Origin of the sequence: Lacisediminihabitans profunda (genome assembly GCF_008040105.1) — a bacterium.
GTDB lineage: Bacteria > Actinomycetota > Actinomycetes > Actinomycetales > Microbacteriaceae > Lacisediminihabitans > Lacisediminihabitans profunda.
In genome coordinates this window covers 293,936-311,598 of sequence record NZ_VRMG01000008.1, presented here as the reverse complement: position 1 = coordinate 311,598, position 17,663 = coordinate 293,936, and the positions used below count along the sequence as shown (strand labels likewise).

The 17,663-nt window shown below is 68.6% G+C and carries 14 protein-coding genes and 1 tRNA gene; 6 read left to right on the top strand and 9 right to left on the bottom strand.

The genetic code is table 11. From position 1 onward, the window contains the following. Window positions 1-198: 198 nt before the first annotated feature. The 3 genes from FVP33_RS12375 to FVP33_RS12365 are packed head-to-tail and all read right to left on the bottom strand — an operon-like array spanning window position 199 to window position 4,476. Window positions 199-1,053 (bottom strand): SDR family NAD(P)-dependent oxidoreductase, encoded by an 855-nt coding sequence (locus tag FVP33_RS12375; RefSeq protein WP_187270695.1) that lies wholly within the window; start codon window positions 1,051-1,053, stop codon window positions 199-201. A 31-nt stretch (window positions 1,054-1,084) separates the two neighbouring features. Continuing rightward, window positions 1,085-2,722, bottom strand: a complete 1,638-nt coding sequence (locus tag FVP33_RS12370; RefSeq protein ID WP_147783965.1) for a GMC family oxidoreductase — start codon at window positions 2,720-2,722, stop codon at window positions 1,085-1,087. Next, window positions 2,719-4,476 (bottom strand): aldehyde dehydrogenase family protein, encoded by a 1,758-nt coding sequence (locus FVP33_RS12365; RefSeq protein ID WP_147784152.1) that lies wholly within the window; start codon window positions 4,474-4,476, stop codon window positions 2,719-2,721. The genes FVP33_RS12370 and FVP33_RS12365 overlap by 4 nt, the downstream gene beginning before the upstream one ends. A 174-nt stretch (window positions 4,477-4,650) precedes the next feature. On the opposite strand from FVP33_RS12365, the gene FVP33_RS12360 reads away from it, so the two are divergent. Then, entirely contained in the window at window positions 4,651-5,862 is a 1,212-nt protein-coding gene (locus tag FVP33_RS12360) for an RsbRD N-terminal domain-containing protein (protein ID WP_147783964.1), read from the top strand. Here FVP33_RS12360 and FVP33_RS12355 read toward each other — a convergent pair. The 4 genes from FVP33_RS12355 to FVP33_RS12340 all read right to left on the bottom strand — a co-directional run bounded on the left by FVP33_RS12355 (window position 5,859) and on the right by FVP33_RS12340 (window position 9,455). Then, window positions 5,859-6,479 carry a TetR/AcrR family transcriptional regulator gene (locus tag FVP33_RS12355; protein WP_147783963.1) on the bottom strand — a complete coding sequence of 207 codons (621 nt, stop codon included), beginning with the start codon at window positions 6,477-6,479 and terminating at the stop codon, window positions 5,859-5,861. The two genes, FVP33_RS12360 and FVP33_RS12355, sit on opposite strands and share 4 nt — an antisense overlap. A 5-nt stretch (window positions 6,480-6,484) precedes the next feature. Next, the gene (locus tag FVP33_RS12350) at window positions 6,485-7,786 is read right to left on the bottom strand and encodes an ABC transporter permease (RefSeq protein ID WP_147783962.1); all 1,302 of its coding nucleotides are present in this window, start codon (window positions 7,784-7,786) and stop codon (window positions 6,485-6,487) included. After that, window positions 7,783-8,487 (bottom strand): ABC transporter ATP-binding protein, encoded by a 705-nt coding sequence (locus FVP33_RS12345; RefSeq protein WP_147783961.1) that lies wholly within the window; start codon window positions 8,485-8,487, stop codon window positions 7,783-7,785. Before FVP33_RS12345 ends, FVP33_RS12350 begins: the two co-directional genes overlap by 4 nt. A 329-nt stretch (window positions 8,488-8,816) precedes the next feature. Continuing rightward, window positions 8,817-9,455, bottom strand: coding sequence for an MBL fold metallo-hydrolase (locus FVP33_RS12340; RefSeq protein WP_147783960.1), 639 nt, complete (start codon window positions 9,453-9,455; stop codon window positions 8,817-8,819). Window positions 9,456-9,527: 72 nt separating this feature from the next. On the opposite strand from FVP33_RS12340, the gene FVP33_RS12335 reads away from it, so the two are divergent. Together FVP33_RS12335 and FVP33_RS12330 are read left to right on the top strand one after the other, a co-directional pair. Then, the gene (locus FVP33_RS12335) at window positions 9,528-9,812 is read left to right on the top strand and encodes a metal-sensitive transcriptional regulator (protein WP_147783959.1); all 285 of its coding nucleotides are present in this window, start codon (window positions 9,528-9,530) and stop codon (window positions 9,810-9,812) included. Next, complete coding sequence (locus FVP33_RS12330; protein ID WP_147783958.1) at window positions 9,812-11,911, top strand: heavy metal translocating P-type ATPase; 2,100 nt, start codon at window positions 9,812-9,814, stop codon at window positions 11,909-11,911. The genes FVP33_RS12335 and FVP33_RS12330 overlap by 1 nt, the downstream gene beginning before the upstream one ends. A 48-nt stretch (window positions 11,912-11,959) precedes the next feature. Here the strand turns inward: FVP33_RS12330 and mctP are convergent, their stop codons facing one another. Both mctP and FVP33_RS12320 read right to left on the bottom strand, forming a co-directional pair. Further along, the gene (gene mctP, locus FVP33_RS12325; RefSeq protein WP_246142317.1) at window positions 11,960-13,663 is read right to left on the bottom strand and encodes a monocarboxylate uptake permease MctP; all 1,704 of its coding nucleotides are present in this window, start codon (window positions 13,661-13,663) and stop codon (window positions 11,960-11,962) included. Beyond that, window positions 13,660-13,962: a DUF3311 domain-containing protein gene (locus FVP33_RS12320; protein ID WP_147783957.1), complete on the bottom strand. Its 303-nt coding sequence runs from the start codon at window positions 13,960-13,962 to the stop codon at window positions 13,660-13,662. Before FVP33_RS12320 ends, mctP begins: the two co-directional genes overlap by 4 nt. A 179-nt stretch (window positions 13,963-14,141) precedes the next feature. Between FVP33_RS12320 and FVP33_RS12315 the strand changes: the two genes are divergently transcribed. The 3 genes from FVP33_RS12315 to FVP33_RS12305 all read left to right on the top strand — a co-directional run bounded on the left by FVP33_RS12315 (window position 14,142) and on the right by FVP33_RS12305 (window position 17,482). Further along, a complete protein-coding gene (locus FVP33_RS12315) occupies window positions 14,142-15,050 on the top strand; it encodes a diacylglycerol kinase family protein (RefSeq protein ID WP_147783956.1) in 909 nt (302 codons plus the stop codon). A gap of 97 nt (window positions 15,051-15,147) precedes the next feature. After that, window positions 15,148-15,220 (top strand) — tRNA-Glu (locus FVP33_RS12310). A gap of 501 nt (window positions 15,221-15,721) precedes the next feature. Beyond that, window positions 15,722-17,482, top strand: a complete 1,761-nt coding sequence (locus FVP33_RS12305) for a sialidase family protein (RefSeq protein WP_147783955.1) — start codon at window positions 15,722-15,724, stop codon at window positions 17,480-17,482. Window positions 17,483-17,663: the final 181 nt, after the last annotated feature.

Below are 17,663 nucleotides of genomic sequence, written 5' to 3'. Positions count from 1 at the left end.
CATAACCAGAGTCTGCGGGGTGGGCTCCCACGCCTCCGGGGCCCGTCCTGCAGAACTCGGCCCGACCGACGCGAGCGGCACAGCTGGGCGGCACAACCAGAGGGCCGAGAAGGTCCAGCCTCCGGCGAACATCGTCGCGGCGACCGGCATGCGGCGGAGGGCAGCCGAGGCGGCCGCGACGGGGTCGGGGTCCACGACCTAGACGGGGGCCCACGCCTCGAGCAGCGCCCAGAACGATCGCGCCGTGTCGTCATCCCGGGCGTCTTCGCTCGGCTGCGTCGGAGTGCCGCCATCGAAGTATGCCCCGCCGGGAATGGTGGGATCGCGTTCCGCCCAGTCTGCCTCGAGCCGCGCGGCCGCCTGCGGTGAGGTCGCGAACGGCATTATCGGCATCACCCGGCGCAGCAGCACCCTCATGAATCCTCGAGTGTTGGCGGAGGCAGTGATCGGCACGAAGCCGGGGCAGAGGTCGTCGGCGTGCACTCCCTCGGCTCCGTGCCGGCGTTCCCACTCGCGCACCACCCAGAGCTGGGCCAGCTTGGCGTTCTTGTAGGCGCGTTCCGGGTGGTAGCCCTCGACCAGGAACGGGTCGTCGAAGCTGAAGCGAACGGGAACACCGCGGCTGTTCGGCAGGTGCAGGCTCGACCCGAGGAAGACGAGCCGGGACGGTCGGGCGAGCGCGGGCAGCAGGAGCGTGCTCAACAGCCACGGCGCCACCGCGTGGATCTGCAGGGTCTGTTCGATGCCGTCCTCGGTGATCGTGCGAACCGGTGGGGGAGAGAGGGTGCCGGCGTTGTGCACGATCGCGTCGAGCCTCTCCCCGTCGGCGATGAGCTCCGCGGAGAGCCCGCGCACACTCGCGAAGGATGCGAGGTCGAGTGGACGCACCTGCGCGCGACCCGAGGCGATCTCAGCCGAGAGCTCCGAGCGCAACGCTGCGGCGCGGTCCGGGTTGCGGGCGGTGAGGATGACCCGATCACCGCGCCTCAGCAACTCGGCCGCGGCGAGCCGCCCGATGCCCCGATTGGCACCCGTGACGAGGATCGTCTTCACCGGCGCTCCCTTCCCGCCATCGCCGCGGCCGCTAGGCGCGTGCCGTGGCGCCCGCGGTGCTGGCGGCCCAGGCCTCCGCGAGCAGATCGGCAGCTCGCTCGCCGATCACGATCGACGGGGCGTTGGTATGGCCGCGGATGATCATCGGCATGACGGACGCGTCCGCCACTCGGAGGCCGTCGACGCCGCGCACCCGCAACTGCTCGTCCACGACCGAGCCGGCATCCGAGCCCATCCTCGCGGTGCCGACGGGGTGGTACAGGGTGTGGGCGTGGCGTTCGATCGCGATCGCGTCCCTCGCCGCCGGGGTCATGGCATCCGCGCCCTCCGGCATCAGGAAGTGCGGGCCGCTCACCGCACGCAGCGCCGGCTGCTGAAGCAGGCGCTCGCAGATGGCGAGCCCGGCCATCAGCGTCTCGCGGTCCCGGCCCGCGGCATCCGCGAGGTAGCGCGGATCGATGAGTGGCTTGGCGAGCGGATCGCTCGAGGCCAGGTCGATGACCCCGGTGCTCTCCGGTTGCTGCAGGATGGCCCCGATGGTGAGGGCATGGGCCGGCGTGGGAACCAGGCCCTCGCCGACGTAGGCGACCGGAGCGAAGATGATCTCGATGTCCGGCAGGGCGAGCCGCGGGTCGGTGCGCACGAAGCCGTAGGCCTCGGCGACGTTCGACGTGAGCATCCCGCGGCGGCGCACCAGGTAGTCCAGCACCTGCAGTGGCTTCTTCGCGGTGAAGAGCGTGTCGCCCGCCGTCTCGGCGATGAGGCCGGAGAGCACGTGGTCGCGCAGGTTCGACCCCACCTCGGCGGAGTCGACGAGCACCTCGATGCCGAGCTCCCTCAGCCGTTCCGCCCGGCCGATGCCGGAGAGCATGAGCAACTGCGGGGTGTTGACCGCGCCCCCGCAGAGCACCACCTCGCGGCGCGCGAACACCCGCGTGCGACCGCCGTCAGTGACGTGTTCGACCCCCACCGCCCTCGTGCCGTCGAAGAGCACGCGTGTCGCCTGCGCGTTCGTGCGCACGGTGAGATTGCGGCGACTCCGCGCCGGCGCAAGATAGCCGTCCACCGTGCTAAAGCGCGATCCGCGCGCCTGGCTCACCATCGTCTGGCTGAAGCCGTCCGGGGTCGCGGTGTTCGGCGGCACCACAGCGTAGCCGGCCTCGCGGGCGGCGGCGAGGAAGGTCGCCGTGTGCGAACGCGGGCTGCGCTGCGCCTCGATGCTCATCGTGCCCGCGGAGCCCTGATCGGGGTCGACGTTGCCCTGCACCCGCTCGATCCGCCGAAAGTAGGGCAGCAGGGCGTCGTAGGACCAGGACGAGCCGGCGACCTTCGCCCAGCCGTCATAGTCGGCGGCGAAGCCACGCACCCACATCATGGCGTTCAGGGAGGATGATCCTCCGAGCACCTTGCCTCGGGGCCAGTAGACGGTGCGGCCGCCCAATTGCTCCTGCGGCACGGTGTCGTAGTCCCAGTCCGCGGCGGATCGGAACAGTGCGGAGAACGCGGCTGGGATGTGGATCTCGGTCTTCTTGTCCGGGCCTCCCGCCTCAAGCAGCAGTACCGAGACCGCGGGGTCGGTGCTCAGCCGGCCGGCGAGGGCCGCCCCCGCGGCTCCGGCTCCCACGATCACGTAGTCGAAGGTCTCGCCACGCTGCGCTGCCCCGTTCATGCGCGGAACGCCGCCGCGAACACCCCGGGCATCTTCGCCCACGACGGATGCGCCGCGAACTCGAAGAGTCTCTTGCCCGTCGCCTTCGCGCTGCGGGCCGAGACGAACCACGGCGGCTTGGGGAAGAGTGCGAATTCGCCGTGCAGCACCGAGCGGGGGAACGGTCGGAACGGGCCGCGGATGATGGTGCGCTCCGTGTCCGCGAGCAGGAAGGCGTTGTGCACGACCTCGATGCCGCTCTGCACGTTGTCGAGGGTGTGGCCGGGGAACGCGCCCCACGGTGCAGCGGCCGTGAGGAACCCGACGCCCGTCCACGCGTTGATGGCGATCGTTCCGTACTCGAGGCGGGCGAGGGCCTCGTCGAACCCGCGGCCGAGCGACGAGATGGTGCTCGGCATGCCGATGATGTTCGCGCCAAGGGTACCCACGAAGTCCCGGTTGACCGTCTCCACGGCGGCGTCGAGGAACGACTGCCCGCTTCCCGGCAGCTCGATCACCCCGAGCACCGGCGAGAAGTACTCCGTGGTCTGCAGGGCGGAGGCGTCGGCATCCGAGTGCACGTCCACCAGGAGGCGAGGGCTCTCCGCCGGGCCCAGTCGTTCGGCATCCGGATAGTCGGCGCTGGCCCGCGCCACGCGAGAGTCGCTTCCCGGGTACCAGGGCGTGCGCGGCGGGGCGGTGGCGAGGGCGATGCGCAGCTGCTCGAGGAACGCGGACCGCTGGGCCCAGCCGGAGCTGAGCACCACGATCTGACCGGCGATGCAGTTGTAGCCTCCGTTGTGCAGCCTCTGCGTCGCGATGTGCTCGGCCTGGAATCGCAGGTCGCGGGCGGTCCATTTGCCCGGCAGCACGATGATGGGGGCGACCCCGCCGAGCTCGCTCGTGATCGGTTTGGCAAGCAGGGGAACGCCGCTGGACTTGCGCGTCCGACCCTCCTCGCCCGCACCCCAGACGATCAGGTCATGGGTCGCTGCGCTTCCCGTGATGTGCACGTGCGAGATCCCCGGGTGGTGGGCGAGGTAGCCGCCGACCTCCCCGCCGCCGGTGACGATGCGGAGCACCCCCGCCCGGATGAGCGGCGCGAACGCCGCCGTGTAGACCGGGAGCATCGCGTCCATCACCGGATTGAGCTTGAGCAGCGCGACCCGGTTGTGGGCGATCAATTCGTACAGCACGTCGAGCGGCGGGATCGAGGTGATGTTGCCGGCGCCGAGCACGAGGCCGACGCCGCCGGTGCTGGTGGGGTCGAGGGCGCCGAGTCCGGCCGAGGCACGCACCGTCTCGGCACTGATGCCGGGCTTCATCCACACCTCGCCCGTGAACCCGTGCAGCAGCAGGGCCTCGTACGGGGAGGAGGGCAGCACCGGCACCGTCACGCGCCCGCCTGGGGCGCTGCCGAGGGTGCGTTCGGCGATCGGGCTCTCGCCCCGAGCGATCGCCGCGAGGCTGTGTCTGAGGGTGGTGAGGGAGGTGAGGATCACGTACGGGCCGGAGATCCATTCCTCGCCCATGAGGGAGGAGGCCGGGTCGAGCCCCTTGACCTGGCCGGCCACGCGCACCCAGTGCTCGGCCTCCTTCGTGACGGCCTTCGAGACCTCGTCGAGCCAGGCGATGCGTTCGGCGAGGCCGGTCTTCGCCCAGCGGAATTCGCCGACGGCGAGTTCCGCGATCGCGGTGTCCAGTTCGCCGTGGATGCGGTCGTCGCTCTCGGCGCCGCTCGGCGTGGCTTCTGCCCGTGGGGTCACTTCTGGCATGGTCATCAATCTCCCTCGATCGCTGCCGATTGTTCCCGGGCACAGCGTCGACGCGCGATGGTCAGGAACGATATCTCAAGTATCACCGAGAACGGGGGAGAGCAGAATAGGCGAGGGCCGCCGATTGTCGATCCGCGGTTGTGCCCGCGCACAGGATCGGGCTAGTCTCGCGCCATGTCGATCGATCAACGGGGATCCCGGCCGGCGCCGGCACCCCTCGGCCCGCAGGCCTCGGCCAACTTCTTCGTGGAACTGCGCGACTCGGTGGAGGCGCTCACCGACGGGGTCGTCGACCAGATCATCGCCGGCGAGGAGGCGTACACCGAGAGTCCCCTCTCGCGCGAACTCCTGCACTCCATCGTCGGCGAGAACATCGCCGCGCTGCTCGACGCGCTCACCGGTCGCAGCGACTCCCTCGACGCCGCGCGCCGGGCCGGTCGGGTCAAGGCCGAGCACGGAATCCCCATGGCGAGCCTGCTGCACGCCTATCGGCTGGCCGGCCTTCAGCTCTGGGACGAGATGATCCTGCGGTCTGGCACGCCGGAGCGGGCGGAGGCGCTGCTGCGCGTGTCGAGCGAGGTGTGGGGGATCATCGACCGGTTCTCCAGCGCGGCCGCGGACTCCTATCGGCTCTTCATCGACGAGCGCGACAGGCGGGACCAGCAGGCCAGGAGCGTGATGGTGTTGAGTCTCCTCGACGGCAGCGCGGCCCCGGGCGAGGTCGGCGGGCTTCTCCGAGCCCTCGACCTGCCGGAGCACGCCCGCTACCTGGTCGTCGCCGCCGAGCGCAAGACCTCGGGGGAGGACCCCGTGCCGACGGTGCCTGGGCTGCTGCGCGACGTGGGCATCGCCTCCGCCTGGACCACGTGGAAGGGCGAGTTGGTCGGACTGCTGGCGGCCCAGGATGGCGAGTCTCTCGAGCCGACCGTCGAGCGGGTCTGCTCGGTCGCCACGTCGCGGCTGGGCATGAGTCGGCCCTTCGGCCAGCTGTCTGCCGCTCCGGATGCGGTGGCCCAGGCGAGGAGCTCCATCGAGTGCATCGCGCGTGGGGGAGTCGGCGTGCACCGCTACGGCTCGGCGCCCGTCGACCTGCTGCTCGTGGCGCAGCCAGGGATCGCCGCCGAGGTGCAGGGCGAGGTGCTCGGGCCGATTCTCTCGGCGCAACTGCAGGACGGCCCGGTGCTGCTCGACACTCTCGAGGCCTGGTTTGCCGCCGACGGCTCGACGAACGACGCCGGCCGGGCACTGCACTGCCATCGCAACACGGTGCTCTACCGGCTGGGCCGCATCGCTGACCTCACCGGGCGGTCGGTGGCGCGTCCGGCCGAGGCGGCCGAACTCTACGTGGCGCTGCGGGCGGTTCGCCTGGGCGGAACGGTGCGTTAGGAACCGTTCGTGATGCGCCGCACGAGGGCGAGGGCATTCTCGAGCACCTCACGCGGGTTGCCGGTGGTCGTGCCGCTGAAGTACTGCTCCAGGCAATAGCGCATGACACTCCCCGCGAGCACCACGATCATCCTCGCCTCCTCGGTGAGGCCGCTCGAGTCGGCGCGTCCGCTCGCCCGGAGGCGGGCCAGGACGATCGCCACGAGCCCAGTCTGCAACTCCGTCATCCGCGCGACCTCGCGGTTCATCAACTCGGGAGTGCGCTGGATGAGAACCCGCCGGCTGCGGAACAGGTCCCGATCCGGCTCGCCGTCGGCGATCGCCGCCGCCAGGAGCGAGACGAGGTCGCCGAGCACGTCGTGGCCCGCCGCGTGCACGAACGCTTCCACCGCGGCATCCGTCGGCATCGGGGGAGGCGGGCCCAGGATGACGCCCTCCTTCGAACCGAAGTAGTTGAAGAAGGTGCGCTGCGAGACCATGCTCGCCTCGCAGATCGCGTCGACCGTCACGCCGTCGTAGCCGTGCTCGAGAGCGAGCGACAGGGCGGCCCGTTCGATGGTCGACTGAGTGGCCGCGCGCTTGCGTGCGCGCAGCCCCGCGTCGGTGGGGTGAGTCATCTCGCCTATTCGTACCTCAGTGCATCGATGGGATTCTGGCGCGCCGCTCGCCGCGCCGGAAGCGTGCCGGCGAGGAAGGCGATGAGCATCACGACGCCGATGATGACCGCGATGGAACTCGGTGCGAATTGCATGATCCGCAGGCCGGGCAGCCCAGAGAGCAGGGTCGTGGCGAGCACGCTGCTGATGATCGAGCCGACGCCGATTGCGACGATCGCGCCGATCGCGCTGCCCAGGAAACCGATGAACACCGCCTCGGTGCTGAAGAGGGCGTAGACCTTACCGCCGCTCATGCCCATCGCCTTCATCAGGCCGATCTCTCTCGTGCGCTCCTGCACGCTCATGAGCAGGGTGTTGATGATTCCGAAACCGGCCGCGATGAGGGCGATCACGGCGAAGGCGTTGAGCACGCCGATGATGCCGTTGATCACGGCCTCGAACGAGCCGATCTGGTCGGCCACGGTCGCCGCGGCGTAGCCGTTGTCGGTGAGCGCCTTCTTGATGGCGGTGATCTGCTGCGGCGAGGAGGCCGGATCGAAGTGCGCGACCGCCGAGGCGTAGCCGGGCTTCGCGTCGACCGGCTTGCCGGTGGACTGGGCGCTGCTCAGGGCCTCGGTGAGGTGTTTGTTGATGCCGACTCCGCTGCCGAAGAGGGTCTCGTTCTGCACGCCGACGATCACCGCCGTCACCTCGTGCTTCGCGCCGGCGTAGTCGGTGAGCCCTATCGTCACCGACTTGCCCACGGCCTCCTTCGCCGTGCCGAGTCCGAGGTTCTTGAGATAGGTGGTGGGCACCAGCAACTGGTTCTCGGCGCTGCTCGAACTCAGCTGGGCCCCCGCCGCGAGGTCGGCCTTGGTGAGCGCGCCGTTCGTGGAGATGCTCAGCTCGTACTTGCCGTTCGAGCCGTACTCGATGTAGTCGGGCGAGATGCGGATCGACGCGTCGACGCTCGTGATGCCCTTCGAGGCCCCGATCACGTCGATGTCCTTCTGGGTGAGTGCCGCGATGGTGGAGCCGGGGCGCGCGCCGGAGTCGACCCCGGCTGTGGTGGTGGCCTTGTTCGGGTCGTACTTGGCCGGGCCGCTGCCGGCGCTCGCCGTCGTCGTGGCCTTGGTCACCGTGAGCACATCGCTCGCGCCGATCGCGGAGACCTGCGTGGTGATGTAGTTGGACACGCCGGTGCCGATGGCACTGGTGATGGTGAGGGTGAAGGCGCCGATGAAGATGGCGATCACCGTGAGGGTGGTGCGCAGCTTGCTGCGGAAGCTGTTGCCGATCGCGGTGCCGATCACATCGATGAACCTCATGAGGTGACCCCCTCCACGTTCGTCGTGGTCTCTTCCACGCCGTCGCGGATGAAGAAGCGGCGGTCGCAGCGGGCGGCGAGTTCGATGTCGTGGGTCACGATGATGAGCGTGATGCCCTTCTCCTTGTTGAGGGCGAAGAGGATGTCTTCGACCACCGCGCCGGTTGCCGTGTCGAGATTGCCGGTGGGCTCGTCGGCGAAGATCACCTTGGGGTTGTTGACGAGGGCGCGGGCGATCACGACGCGCTGCTTCTGGCCGCCGGACAGGTTGATGGCCTTGCTCTTGGCCTTGTCGGCGAGTTCGAGCTGCTCGAGGGCCGCCATGCCGCGCGCGTTGCGCTCCTTCGGCCCGACCCCGGCGATCTTGAGCGGCAGCACCACGTTGTCCAGCACCGTCGCGTTGGGCGTGAGGAAGAACTGCTGGAAGACGAACCCGAAGTCCTGGTTTCGCAGCCGGTTGATCTCCCTGGCCGACAGGGTCTTGGCATCCGACCCCTCGACGAGGATCTGGCCGCCGTCCGGGTCGTCGAGGAGGGCGAGGAGGTGCATGAGGGTGGACTTGCCCGATCCGCTCTTGCCGACGATCGCGATCGATTCCCCTTCGAGAATCCTGAGGCTCACCCCCTTGAGGGCATCAAAGCGGGACGATCCGTGGCCGTACGACTTTCGGATCTCGTTGGCCACCAACACGGCGGAGTTCATCGGGCGCTGTCCTTCGATTCCTGCCCGCGCGAATCGGCGGATCCGATTCAACTATGCAGTGACAGTAAAATTACAGTAACTGCATAAAAGTGGGGATTGGCTGGGAAATCCAGGGAGTTTGAATGGCGCCAGAATCCCGCTCCCGCGCGCCCGGACCGCTGCGCCCGCTCGGCCGCGACCGCTCGGCCGCGACCGCTCGGCCGCGCCGAGTCGGGCCAAATGGCCGCCTTCCGGCGCGCGGAGCGGCCACTTGGCCCGACTCGGCGACCTGTGGGCTGCCAAGGGTCGAGCGGCGCCGAGGGAAGGAGTCACTGGCGACTCGATCGGGGCTAGAGGTCGAGGGACTCGCCGGGTTCGAGCGCGACGAACTGCCCGCCGCCCTGCTCGGTCGCCCACTGCAGCCGGGCGTTCGCCAGCGACTTGCCGGCCACCGAGAGCACCATCTCGTGGGTGGCGAAGGCTCGGCGCGGCTTCACCGCGAGAACGAAGTCGATGGCCTCGCCGATCTTGAGCCAGGGCGCCCCGGCGGGAGCGGCGAGGGTATCGACCTCGACGCCCTCCGGCACGGTGAAGGAGTCGCCCGGGTAGTACAGCGCACCGTTGATGAGCACCCCCACGTTGTCGACGACGGGCACCGAGCTGTGGATCACCGCGTGCTTCTCGCCGAAGAAACGCAGGCTGAACGGCTCGACCTCGCGGGTGTCCCCGCCATTGACGACCGTGATCTCGAAGTCGGTCGCGGCGGCCGCGACGCCGGCCGGGCCGAAGATCTGCGCGTCGGGGTTGCGCTCGATGATTCGGGCGAGCTGCTCGGCGGTCCAGTGGTCGGCGTGCTCGTGGGTGATGACGATGGCCACCACGTCGTTCAGCCCGACGAGGGCGGTCGTGAAGGAGCCGGGATCCACGACGAGGAGCTTGCCAGATGCTTCGACGATGAGGCACGCATGTTCATGTTTGGTCACTCGCATTGCTCCACCCTACGCCGCCGGATGCGAAAAAAGTCCCTGCTGGGAATACCCCTAGGGGGTATCATGGCTCCCATGATCGAAGACCTGAAGAAGCGCGCGCTGCACCGAAGCCGCATCCTGGCGGGCCAGATGCGCGGCCTCGAGAAGATGATCGACAACGAGGAGTACTGCATGGACATCATCACGCAGTCCCTGGCCATCCAGAAGTCCCTCGGCAGCCTCAACAAACTGCTCGTCGAGAATCACCTGCGCACGCACGTCACCGACATGTTCGAGGCGGGCGGGGAACAGAAGGACCTCGCGGTGGCCGAACTGCTGAAGGTCTTCGAACTCAGCAACAACCGAGGGGAGAAGTGATGAGCAACCACGAGCACGGGCACCATCAGCCGACGGTGGCGGCCGAGCCGCACGCCGCGCACGATCACGGCGAACACGACCACGACCACGACCACGACCACGACCACGCCGGTCACGAGGGACATTCGGGCCACGAGGGCCACGACCCCGCGATCTTCAAGCGGAAGTTCTGGCTGAGCCTGCTGCTCACCCTGCCGACGATGGTCTTCTCGACCGGACTGCAGGACATCCTCGGTCTCGGCGGCCCCCGCTTCCCCGGCAGCCAGTACATCCCCGCGGTGTTCGGGGTGGTCCTCTTCTTCTACGGCGGCCTCGTCTTCATCCGGGGCGCCGTGACCGAACTGCGCTCACGCCAGCCCGGCATGATGACCCTCATCTCGCTCGCCATCGTGGTGGCCCTCGGCTACAGCCTCGCGGTGACGCTCGGGCTCACGGGAATGGACTTCTGGTGGGAGCTCTCCACGCTGATCACCATCATGCTGCTCGGCCACTGGATCGAGATGTCCGCGGTGATGGGGGCCCAGGACGCCCTCGGCGAGCTCGCCAAGCTGCTCCCGGATGAGGCGGACCTGGTGCACGGCGACCACGTCATGACCGTGCCCGTCAGCCAGCTCGTCGTCGGCGACGTCGTGCTCGTGCGACCCGGCGCCGCGGTGCCGGTCGACGGCGAGATCGTGGACGGCCAGTCCGAGGTGAACGAGGCGCTGCTCACCGGCGAGTCGGCGCCGGTGAAGAAGAGTCTCGGCGCTGCGGTGATCGCCGGCAGCATCAACGGCACTGGGGCCCTGCGGGTGCGGGTGACCAGGGTGGGCGGAGACACCGCCATCGCCGGAATCATGAAGCTCGTCGCGGACGCGCAGGCCTCGAAGTCAGGCGCCCAGGTGCTCGCCGATCGGGCCGCCGCGCTCCTGTTCTATGTGGCCGTGGGGGCCGCCATCATCACCCTGATCGTCTGGGTGCTGCTCAAGCCGGGCGACCCGAGCTTCGTGCTGGAACGGGTGGTGAGCGTGCTCGTGATCGCCTGCCCGCACGCGCTCGGGCTGGCGATCCCGCTCGTGTCCCTCATCGCGACCACCAAGGGCGCCCGCGCCGGCATCCTCGTCAAGAACAAGCTCGCGCTCGAGACTGCCCGCAAGATCGACGTCGTGCTCTTCGACAAGACCGGCACTCTCACCGAGGGACGCCAGGGAGTCGTGGATGTCGTGGCCATGGACGGGGCGGATGTCGAGGAAATCACGCGGCTGGCCGCGGCGACCGAGGCCAGCTCCGAGCATCCGATCGCCGCCGCCATCGTGCGCTACGCCCGTGAGGCCGGCCTGACCGTGCCGCCGGCCTCCGGCTTCCGGTCGCTCTCGGGCCGGGGCGCCGAGGCCACCGTCGAGGGCCGCACGGTCACCGTCGCGAGCGCGCGAGTGCTCACCGAACGGGGCATCCTGCTCTCGCCGGAACTCGTGAATTCCGGACGCGATCACAGCGCGGGTGGCCAGACCGTGGTCTACGTGCTTGCCGACGGGAGCGTGCTCGGGCTCGTGGCGCTCGCCGACGTGATCCGCCCGGAATCCGTGCAGGCCGTGGCCCGCCTCAGCGCGCGAGGCGTGCGGGTGGCGATGCTCACCGGGGACTCACGCGAGGTGGGCAACTGGGTGGCGAAGGAGCTCGGTATCTCCGAGGTCTTCGCCGAGATCCTGCCCGGCGACAAGGCCGGTGTGGTGAAGCAGTTGCAGAGGGACGGCAGCACCGTGGCGATGGTGGGCGACGGCGTGAACGACGCCCCGGCCCTCACCCAGGCGGATGTCGGCATCGCGATCGGCGCCGGCACCGACGTCGCGATCGAGTCGGCGGGCATCGTGCTCGCCACGAGCGACCCGCGGGCCGTCGACGACATCCTCACCCTCAGCCGGGCGACCTACCGCAAGGAGCTGCAGAACCTGTTCTGGGCCACCGGGTACAACTCGATCGGCATCCCGCTCGCCGCGGGCGCGCTGGTGGGGGTTGGTTTCCTCATGCCGCCGGCCGCCGCGGCGGCGCTCATGTCGGTGTCCACTATCGTCGTCGCCCTGAACGCGCAGCTGCTGCGCCGCCTTCGGCTCGGGGCGTGAGGCCAGGACCGGACGGCCGAGGCCGTCCGGTCCACCCGCGTGCAGGCGTTAGAGGATCGGGGCCTCGGGCGCCGGCTCGAGCAACTTCTCCTCGGCGGTGACCTTCGCGACCTTCGGGTCGTGCTCGTCCGCCCCGTAGTCGTTTGCCGTCGTGATGTCCGTGCCGTCCTTGACCTTCGCCGCGCGGAACACGAGCGTGAACAGCACGGAGACCACGGCGTTGATCGCGAACGCCGTGATCGCGATGTAGATCGGGATGTTGGTGAACGGGATCGTCGCGATCGACCCGCCGAAGTGGGCGTGGGTCGCCGGGTTGATCACGTTGTACGCCGCGATCGTGCCGTAGCCGATGCCGACCGCCCAGCCGAGCAGCAGCGCGCGGCGGTGGAACCATCGCGTGTACAGCCCGGCGACGATCGACGGGAAGGTCTGCAGGATCCAGATCCCTCCGAGCAGTTGCATGTTGATCGCGGCCGACTGGTCCATCGCGAGTACGAAGACGAGTGCCCCCAGCTTGACGACGAGGGAGGTGATCTTCGAGACCCTGGCCTCCTGCGCCGGCGTCGCATCCGGCCGGATGAGATCCCGGTAGATGTTGCGGGTGAAGAGGTTCGACGCCGCGATCGACATGATGGCGGCGGGAACGAGCGCCCCGACGGCGATCGCCGCGAGGGCGATCCCCGCGAACCAGCCCGGGAAGTTGTCCAGGAACAGTTGAGGCACCACGAGCTGTGGGTTGATGACCCCGTTGGCGCCGACCGGCACGGTGCCCGCCTTGATGGCGACGTAGCCGAGCAGGGCGAGAAGCCCGAGCACCACCGAGTAGAGGGGCAGCACGACGGCGTTGCGCCGGATGGTGTTGCGGCTCTTGGTGGCCAGCACGCCGGTGATGGAGTGCGGATACATGAACAACGCCATCGCGGAGCCGAGGGCGAGCGTCCAGTACGCGCTGTAGCTCGCGGCGCCCGGGATCACCGAGCCGACCGGGTTGCCCGTGGCGGGGTTGGTGACCGCCATCTTCTTCTCGGCCACGTCGAAGATCTGGCCCCAGCCGCCGAGGTGGGAGGGAAGCCAGATGATGGCGACGATGATGACGATGTAGATCAGCAGGTCCTTCACCACGGCGATCATCGCGGGAGCCCGCAGGCCGGCCGTGTAGGTGTAGGCGGCGAGCACGACGAAGGCGATGATGAGCGGAAGGTCGGCGAGGAACGGATTGCTCGCGTTGCCCAGACCGAGAACCTCGAGTACCGCCTTGATTCCCACCAGCTGCAGGGCGATGTACGGCATGGTGGCGACGATGCCGGTGACGGCGACCGCGGTGGTGAGCGCCTTGCTGCCGTAGCGGCCGCCCACGAAGTCCGCTGGCGTGACGAAGCCGTGGCGGTGCGAGACTGACCACAGTCGGGCCATGAGCAGGAACACGATCGGGTAGAGCACGATCGTGTACGGCACGGCGAAGAATCCGGTCACGGCTCCCGTGCTCCAGATCGCCGCGGGCACCGCAATGAAGGTATACGCGGTATAGAGGTCGCCGCCGAGCAGGAACCAGGTGACCCAATTGCCGAAGCCGCGGCCGCCGAGGCCCCACTCGTCGAGGGACTTCAGCCCGCGCTCGGCCGGCTTGACGCGCCAACGCGCGGCCAGGAATCCCATCAGGGCCACGAGCACGAAGATCACGATGAGCACCGCGAGAGCGGCGCCGTTGACGGGACGCGCCGGCACGGCGGCCGCGAGGACGGCCGCGTTCACGAGGTGACCCCGGTGGCGTCATCCGCGCTGCGCGTCGGCGGCAGGTCGCGCACGGCGGCGCGTCGGCGGGTGTCCTCGCGGGTCACGATGAGGTAGACCGCCCAGAGGATCAGGGCTTCGATGAAGACCGACAGGATCTGGTACCAGTAGAAGAACGGCATGCCGTAGAGCCGGGGATCGGTGCGGGCGTAGAGGGGCACGAGCAGCGGGGCGACGATCGCGACGGCGAGCAGAACGCCGGCGACGACGTACGGCAGCCGCCGCGCGGGCCCGCGGGTAGGAGCATCAGATGTTGACATCATTGTCCTTAGTGAGGGCCCGCCTGCGCCGGAATCTCCGACGGATCTAAATCCCCACCGCGAACTGGATCAGCCACGTCGATGTGAAAGGGTCTCCCGCGGCGAGGCTATCCCACGCCGCGCCCGACACCTAGTGTGGGGCGGCGACGACGGGCCGTCGAACCCGCCATACTGGGCGGATGACGACGACGCCTCGAGGGATTGTGGTCGCCATCAACCCCTCGGCTGCCTTCGGGCGCGGCAGTGCGGTCGGTGCACAGGTGGTGTCGGCCCTGCGCACGGCAGGTCTGGAGGTGACGGCCCTCTCGGAGCCGAGCTTCGACGCCCTCGTCGCCGCGACGCGCCACGCCCTCGACCTCGGCACGTCCGCCCTGGTGATGGTGGGCGGGGACGGCATGGTCAACCTCGGTGCCAATCTGCTCGCCGGGTCGAGCATCCCGCTCGGCATCGTGCCGTCGGGCACCGGCAACGACACCGCACGCGGACTCGGCATTCCTCTCGACGACACGGATGCCGCCATCGCTGTGCTGCTCGACGCGCTCACCAGGCCGCCGCGGGTGATCGACGCCGCGAGGGTGGGCGCCCCGGGCGGCCCGCAACGCTGGTTCGTGGGCGTGCTCGCCGCCGGATTCGACGCGGTGGTCAATGAGCGCGCCAACCTCATGCGCTGGCCGCGAGGTCGAAGCCGCTACACCCTCGCGCTGCTGCGCGAGTTGGCGGTTCTCAGGCCGCGGCGCTACCGCCTCGTGCTCGACGGGGTCGAGTCGCAGACGGATGCGATGCTCGTCTCGGTAGGCAACAACACCTCGCTCGGCGGCGGCATGCTCGTCACCCCGAATGCCCTTCTCGACGACGGACTCCTCGACGTGCTCGTCGTTCAGCCGCTGTCGCGACTCGCCTTCCTGCGCATCTTCCCGCGGGTGTTCAAGGGCACCCACCTCACGGATCCGCGGGTGGCCGTGCACCGGGCGCGCACGGTATCCATCGATTCCGAGGGCCTCGTCGCCTATGCGGACGGGGAGCGCATCGGCCCGCTCCCGCTCGAGGTCGAGGTCGTGCCCGGGGCCCTGCGAGTGCTCGCACCCTGACCGTCTCCGGCCCTTTCCGGGCCGCGACTCGCGCGCGAATCCCGTCGAATTGTGTGCCCCGCCACCGTGTGGCATACTCGATGAGTTGTCCACTTGCGGCCCCATCGTATAGCGGCCTAGTACGCTGCCCTCTCACGGCGGTAACACCGGTTCGAATCCGGTTGGGGTCACAGATGCCCGGATGCCAGTCACGCACTGGCGTCCGGGCCTTTTTCGTTAAGGACTTCGGAGCCGCCGAAAATGGGCAGTGGAAGGCCGGTACTCGCAGTGTGGCGCAGCTCGTGGGCGCGATCCCGTCGAGTCTGACTTCGCTGGCGAGGTCGAACCAGCGTTTTCGGATGGTGTTGCGTCGCTGGGTCTTGAGGCGCATCCCGAAGACGGCCGACTGCCACCCCGGGCCTCGATTCGCCGGTAGCCCATGTCGATGAGCTTCACCTGGAGACGGGTGCCGGAAGGGCGGGATCCCGCATTCTCAGAGTCGACTGCTTGCCCGAGCGGGGTCCGCCAGACGCGATCGGCAGGACGAGCCGGTCACTCGCCGCCCGTGATCGGGGCTTTGACCCTTGTCAGGGGGTGGACCGGGCGGTACCTTAGCGTGCATCACGTTCGGGTCACAATCCGTGGTCCCGATAAGTTCATCAGCAGTCACAACGTTTCAGGGGAGATCCTTCGTGAAGAAGTTAGTGGCATTTACCGCAAGCGCGGCTCTGTTGTCGGCGGCATTCTTACTCGGCCCGCCCGCACAGGCTTCGACTCCGAAATACGACATCTCGACCCTCGCTGGGAAGGTCGCCTCGCTCAACGGCACAGCTGGTCTCCAGATCCGCTTCTCCGCCTATGTCGAGCAGGAGGCCAACACCGAGGTTTCGACCGCACCGGGCGATCCGATCACCCCGAACCTGGTCCTCAGCAGTCCGTTGGACGGCACCTCGATCGCAGCTCCGGCCGTCACGGTCAACCAGGACACCGCCGCCGCGCCCCAAAACGAGACCGCGATCGCCGTGGACCCCAATAATCCCAATCGGGTTGTGGGTGGCGCCAACGACTACGTGGCGCGAACATGGCCCTGTTCTGTCTCGGGAACCCCGTGTAGCGCCTTGGGCGACGGGTACTCCGGTAGCTATTTCTCCAACGACGGCGGAGCCACCTGGTGCTGCAGCGCTTCAGACCCCACGCACGTGGGGACGCTCATCCCCGGTGTCACCCATCTGGCGGGCGGCCCGTATGACGCGGCCGGCGACCCGGCGTTGGCCTTCGACAGCCGGGGCGTCGTGTACTACGCGGGGCTCGGATTCAACAGGGCGAGCGCGCCGAACACGGTAACGGTGAATAGGGGCACGTTTGACTCCGGGGGCAACCTCGGCTGGGGCGCGCCGACGTTGATCAACGCGACGACCTCCCCGGCGGTCTTCAACGACAAGGAGTGGATCGCCGCCGACGCCAATGTGGCCAGCCCATTCCGTGACCGCGTGTACGTTTCCTGGACGCGCTTCGTCTTCAACCCGACCACCGGCGCCTACGTGCAGTCACCGATCTTCTTCGCATCTTCCAGCGACGGTGGCCGAACTTTCACGGCTCCGAAGTCCATTTCGGGCAACGTGCTGTACGACCAGGGTTCGCGTCCGGTTGTGGGTCCTGACGGCTCCCTCTACGTCTTCTTCGAGGGCGCGACGAGGTTGGCGACTGCGGATTCCACCTACGTGGTCAAGTCCACGGATGGCGGCGCGAACTGGGGCAAGCCATCGGCGATCTCGACGCTGGTCGACAGCGAGGTCCTACGGGACACCGCGTTCCGTAACAACAGCTTCCCTGCTGCTGCGGCGGCCGCCAACGGTGATCTCTACGCGACATGGACGACGATGATGGGCGGAGCGTCCACCGCCGTCTACAGCAAGTCCACCAACGCTGGCACGACGTGGTCGGCGCCCGCTCGCGTCTTTTCGGCCGCCACGCGCACCGCGGAGGGGTACCCGGCCGGCACGCTGACCGCGCCGTCTCCGGGCGGGCCCGTCGAGGACATCTTCCCGGCCGTGGATGTGAGCCCCAACGGGCATGTCTACGTCGGTTCTTACCGCGGCAACACGGTGTCGCCGTGGCAGCTCTGCAAGGCCGGCCCACCGCCGCCAGTCGGTCGCATCACCTGTGATGTGCTCGGCGACTACATCCACAACACGAGGCTCGACTACGTTGTGACCGACCTGACGACCAGCCAGACGCGGACAGTGAGCACCCACCCGATCAACACTCGATACGGGTTCGGGGGCGCGTTCTTCGGTGATTACACCGATCTATCGGTCGGGTCCGACGGAACGTTCCACGCGCTGTGGACCGACAGCAACAACAAGCAGGACGTCGAGTGGTTCTACGGCGCCCAATTCGTGCCGACGCCTATCAACCAGCAGGACGTCGTCACCGCAAAGGGCAACTTCTAGTCAGCTGAGTTCAGGCTGGCTGCCGCCAACGTGGTCCGGCTGCGCAGAGCGCGCCGGGCCACGTTTGCTGCCGCCTCGGTACGACACCACCGTGTCGCGGTGGCCGGGCGATCATCCGTCAGTGACTGTCCGCTGAAGGTCCGCAGCGAGCACTTCGTGACGGCTGAGTGGGCGAGCTCTG

What these genes read in the sequence shown, in the direction of transcription:
- FVP33_RS12370 (WP_147783965.1), bottom strand. Translation starts at nt 2,722, where the DNA reads ATGAACGGGGCAGCGCAGCGTGGCGAGACCTTCGACTACGTGATCGTG.
- FVP33_RS12365 (WP_147784152.1), bottom strand. Translation starts at nt 4,476, where the DNA reads ATGCCAGAAGTGACCCCACGGGCAGAAGCCACGCCGAGCGGCGCCGAG.
- FVP33_RS12360 (WP_147783964.1), top strand. Translation starts at nt 4,651, where the DNA reads ATGTCGATCGATCAACGGGGATCCCGGCCGGCGCCGGCACCCCTCGGC.
- FVP33_RS12355 (WP_147783963.1), bottom strand. Translation starts at nt 6,479, where the DNA reads ATGACTCACCCCACCGACGCGGGGCTGCGCGCACGCAAGCGCGCGGCC.
- FVP33_RS12350 (WP_147783962.1), bottom strand. Translation starts at nt 7,786, where the DNA reads ATGAGGTTCATCGATGTGATCGGCACCGCGATCGGCAACAGCTTCCGC.
- FVP33_RS12345 (WP_147783961.1), bottom strand. Translation starts at nt 8,487, where the DNA reads ATGAACTCCGCCGTGTTGGTGGCCAACGAGATCCGAAAGTCGTACGGC.
- FVP33_RS12340 (WP_147783960.1), bottom strand. Translation starts at nt 9,455, where the DNA reads ATGCGAGTGACCAAACATGAACATGCGTGCCTCATCGTCGAAGCATCT.
- FVP33_RS12335 (WP_147783959.1), top strand. Translation starts at nt 9,528, where the DNA reads ATGATCGAAGACCTGAAGAAGCGCGCGCTGCACCGAAGCCGCATCCTG.
- FVP33_RS12330 (WP_147783958.1), top strand. Translation starts at nt 9,812, where the DNA reads ATGAGCAACCACGAGCACGGGCACCATCAGCCGACGGTGGCGGCCGAG.
- FVP33_RS12320 (WP_147783957.1), bottom strand. Translation starts at nt 13,962, where the DNA reads ATGTCAACATCTGATGCTCCTACCCGCGGGCCCGCGCGGCGGCTGCCG.
- FVP33_RS12315 (WP_147783956.1), top strand. Translation starts at nt 14,142, where the DNA reads ATGACGACGACGCCTCGAGGGATTGTGGTCGCCATCAACCCCTCGGCT.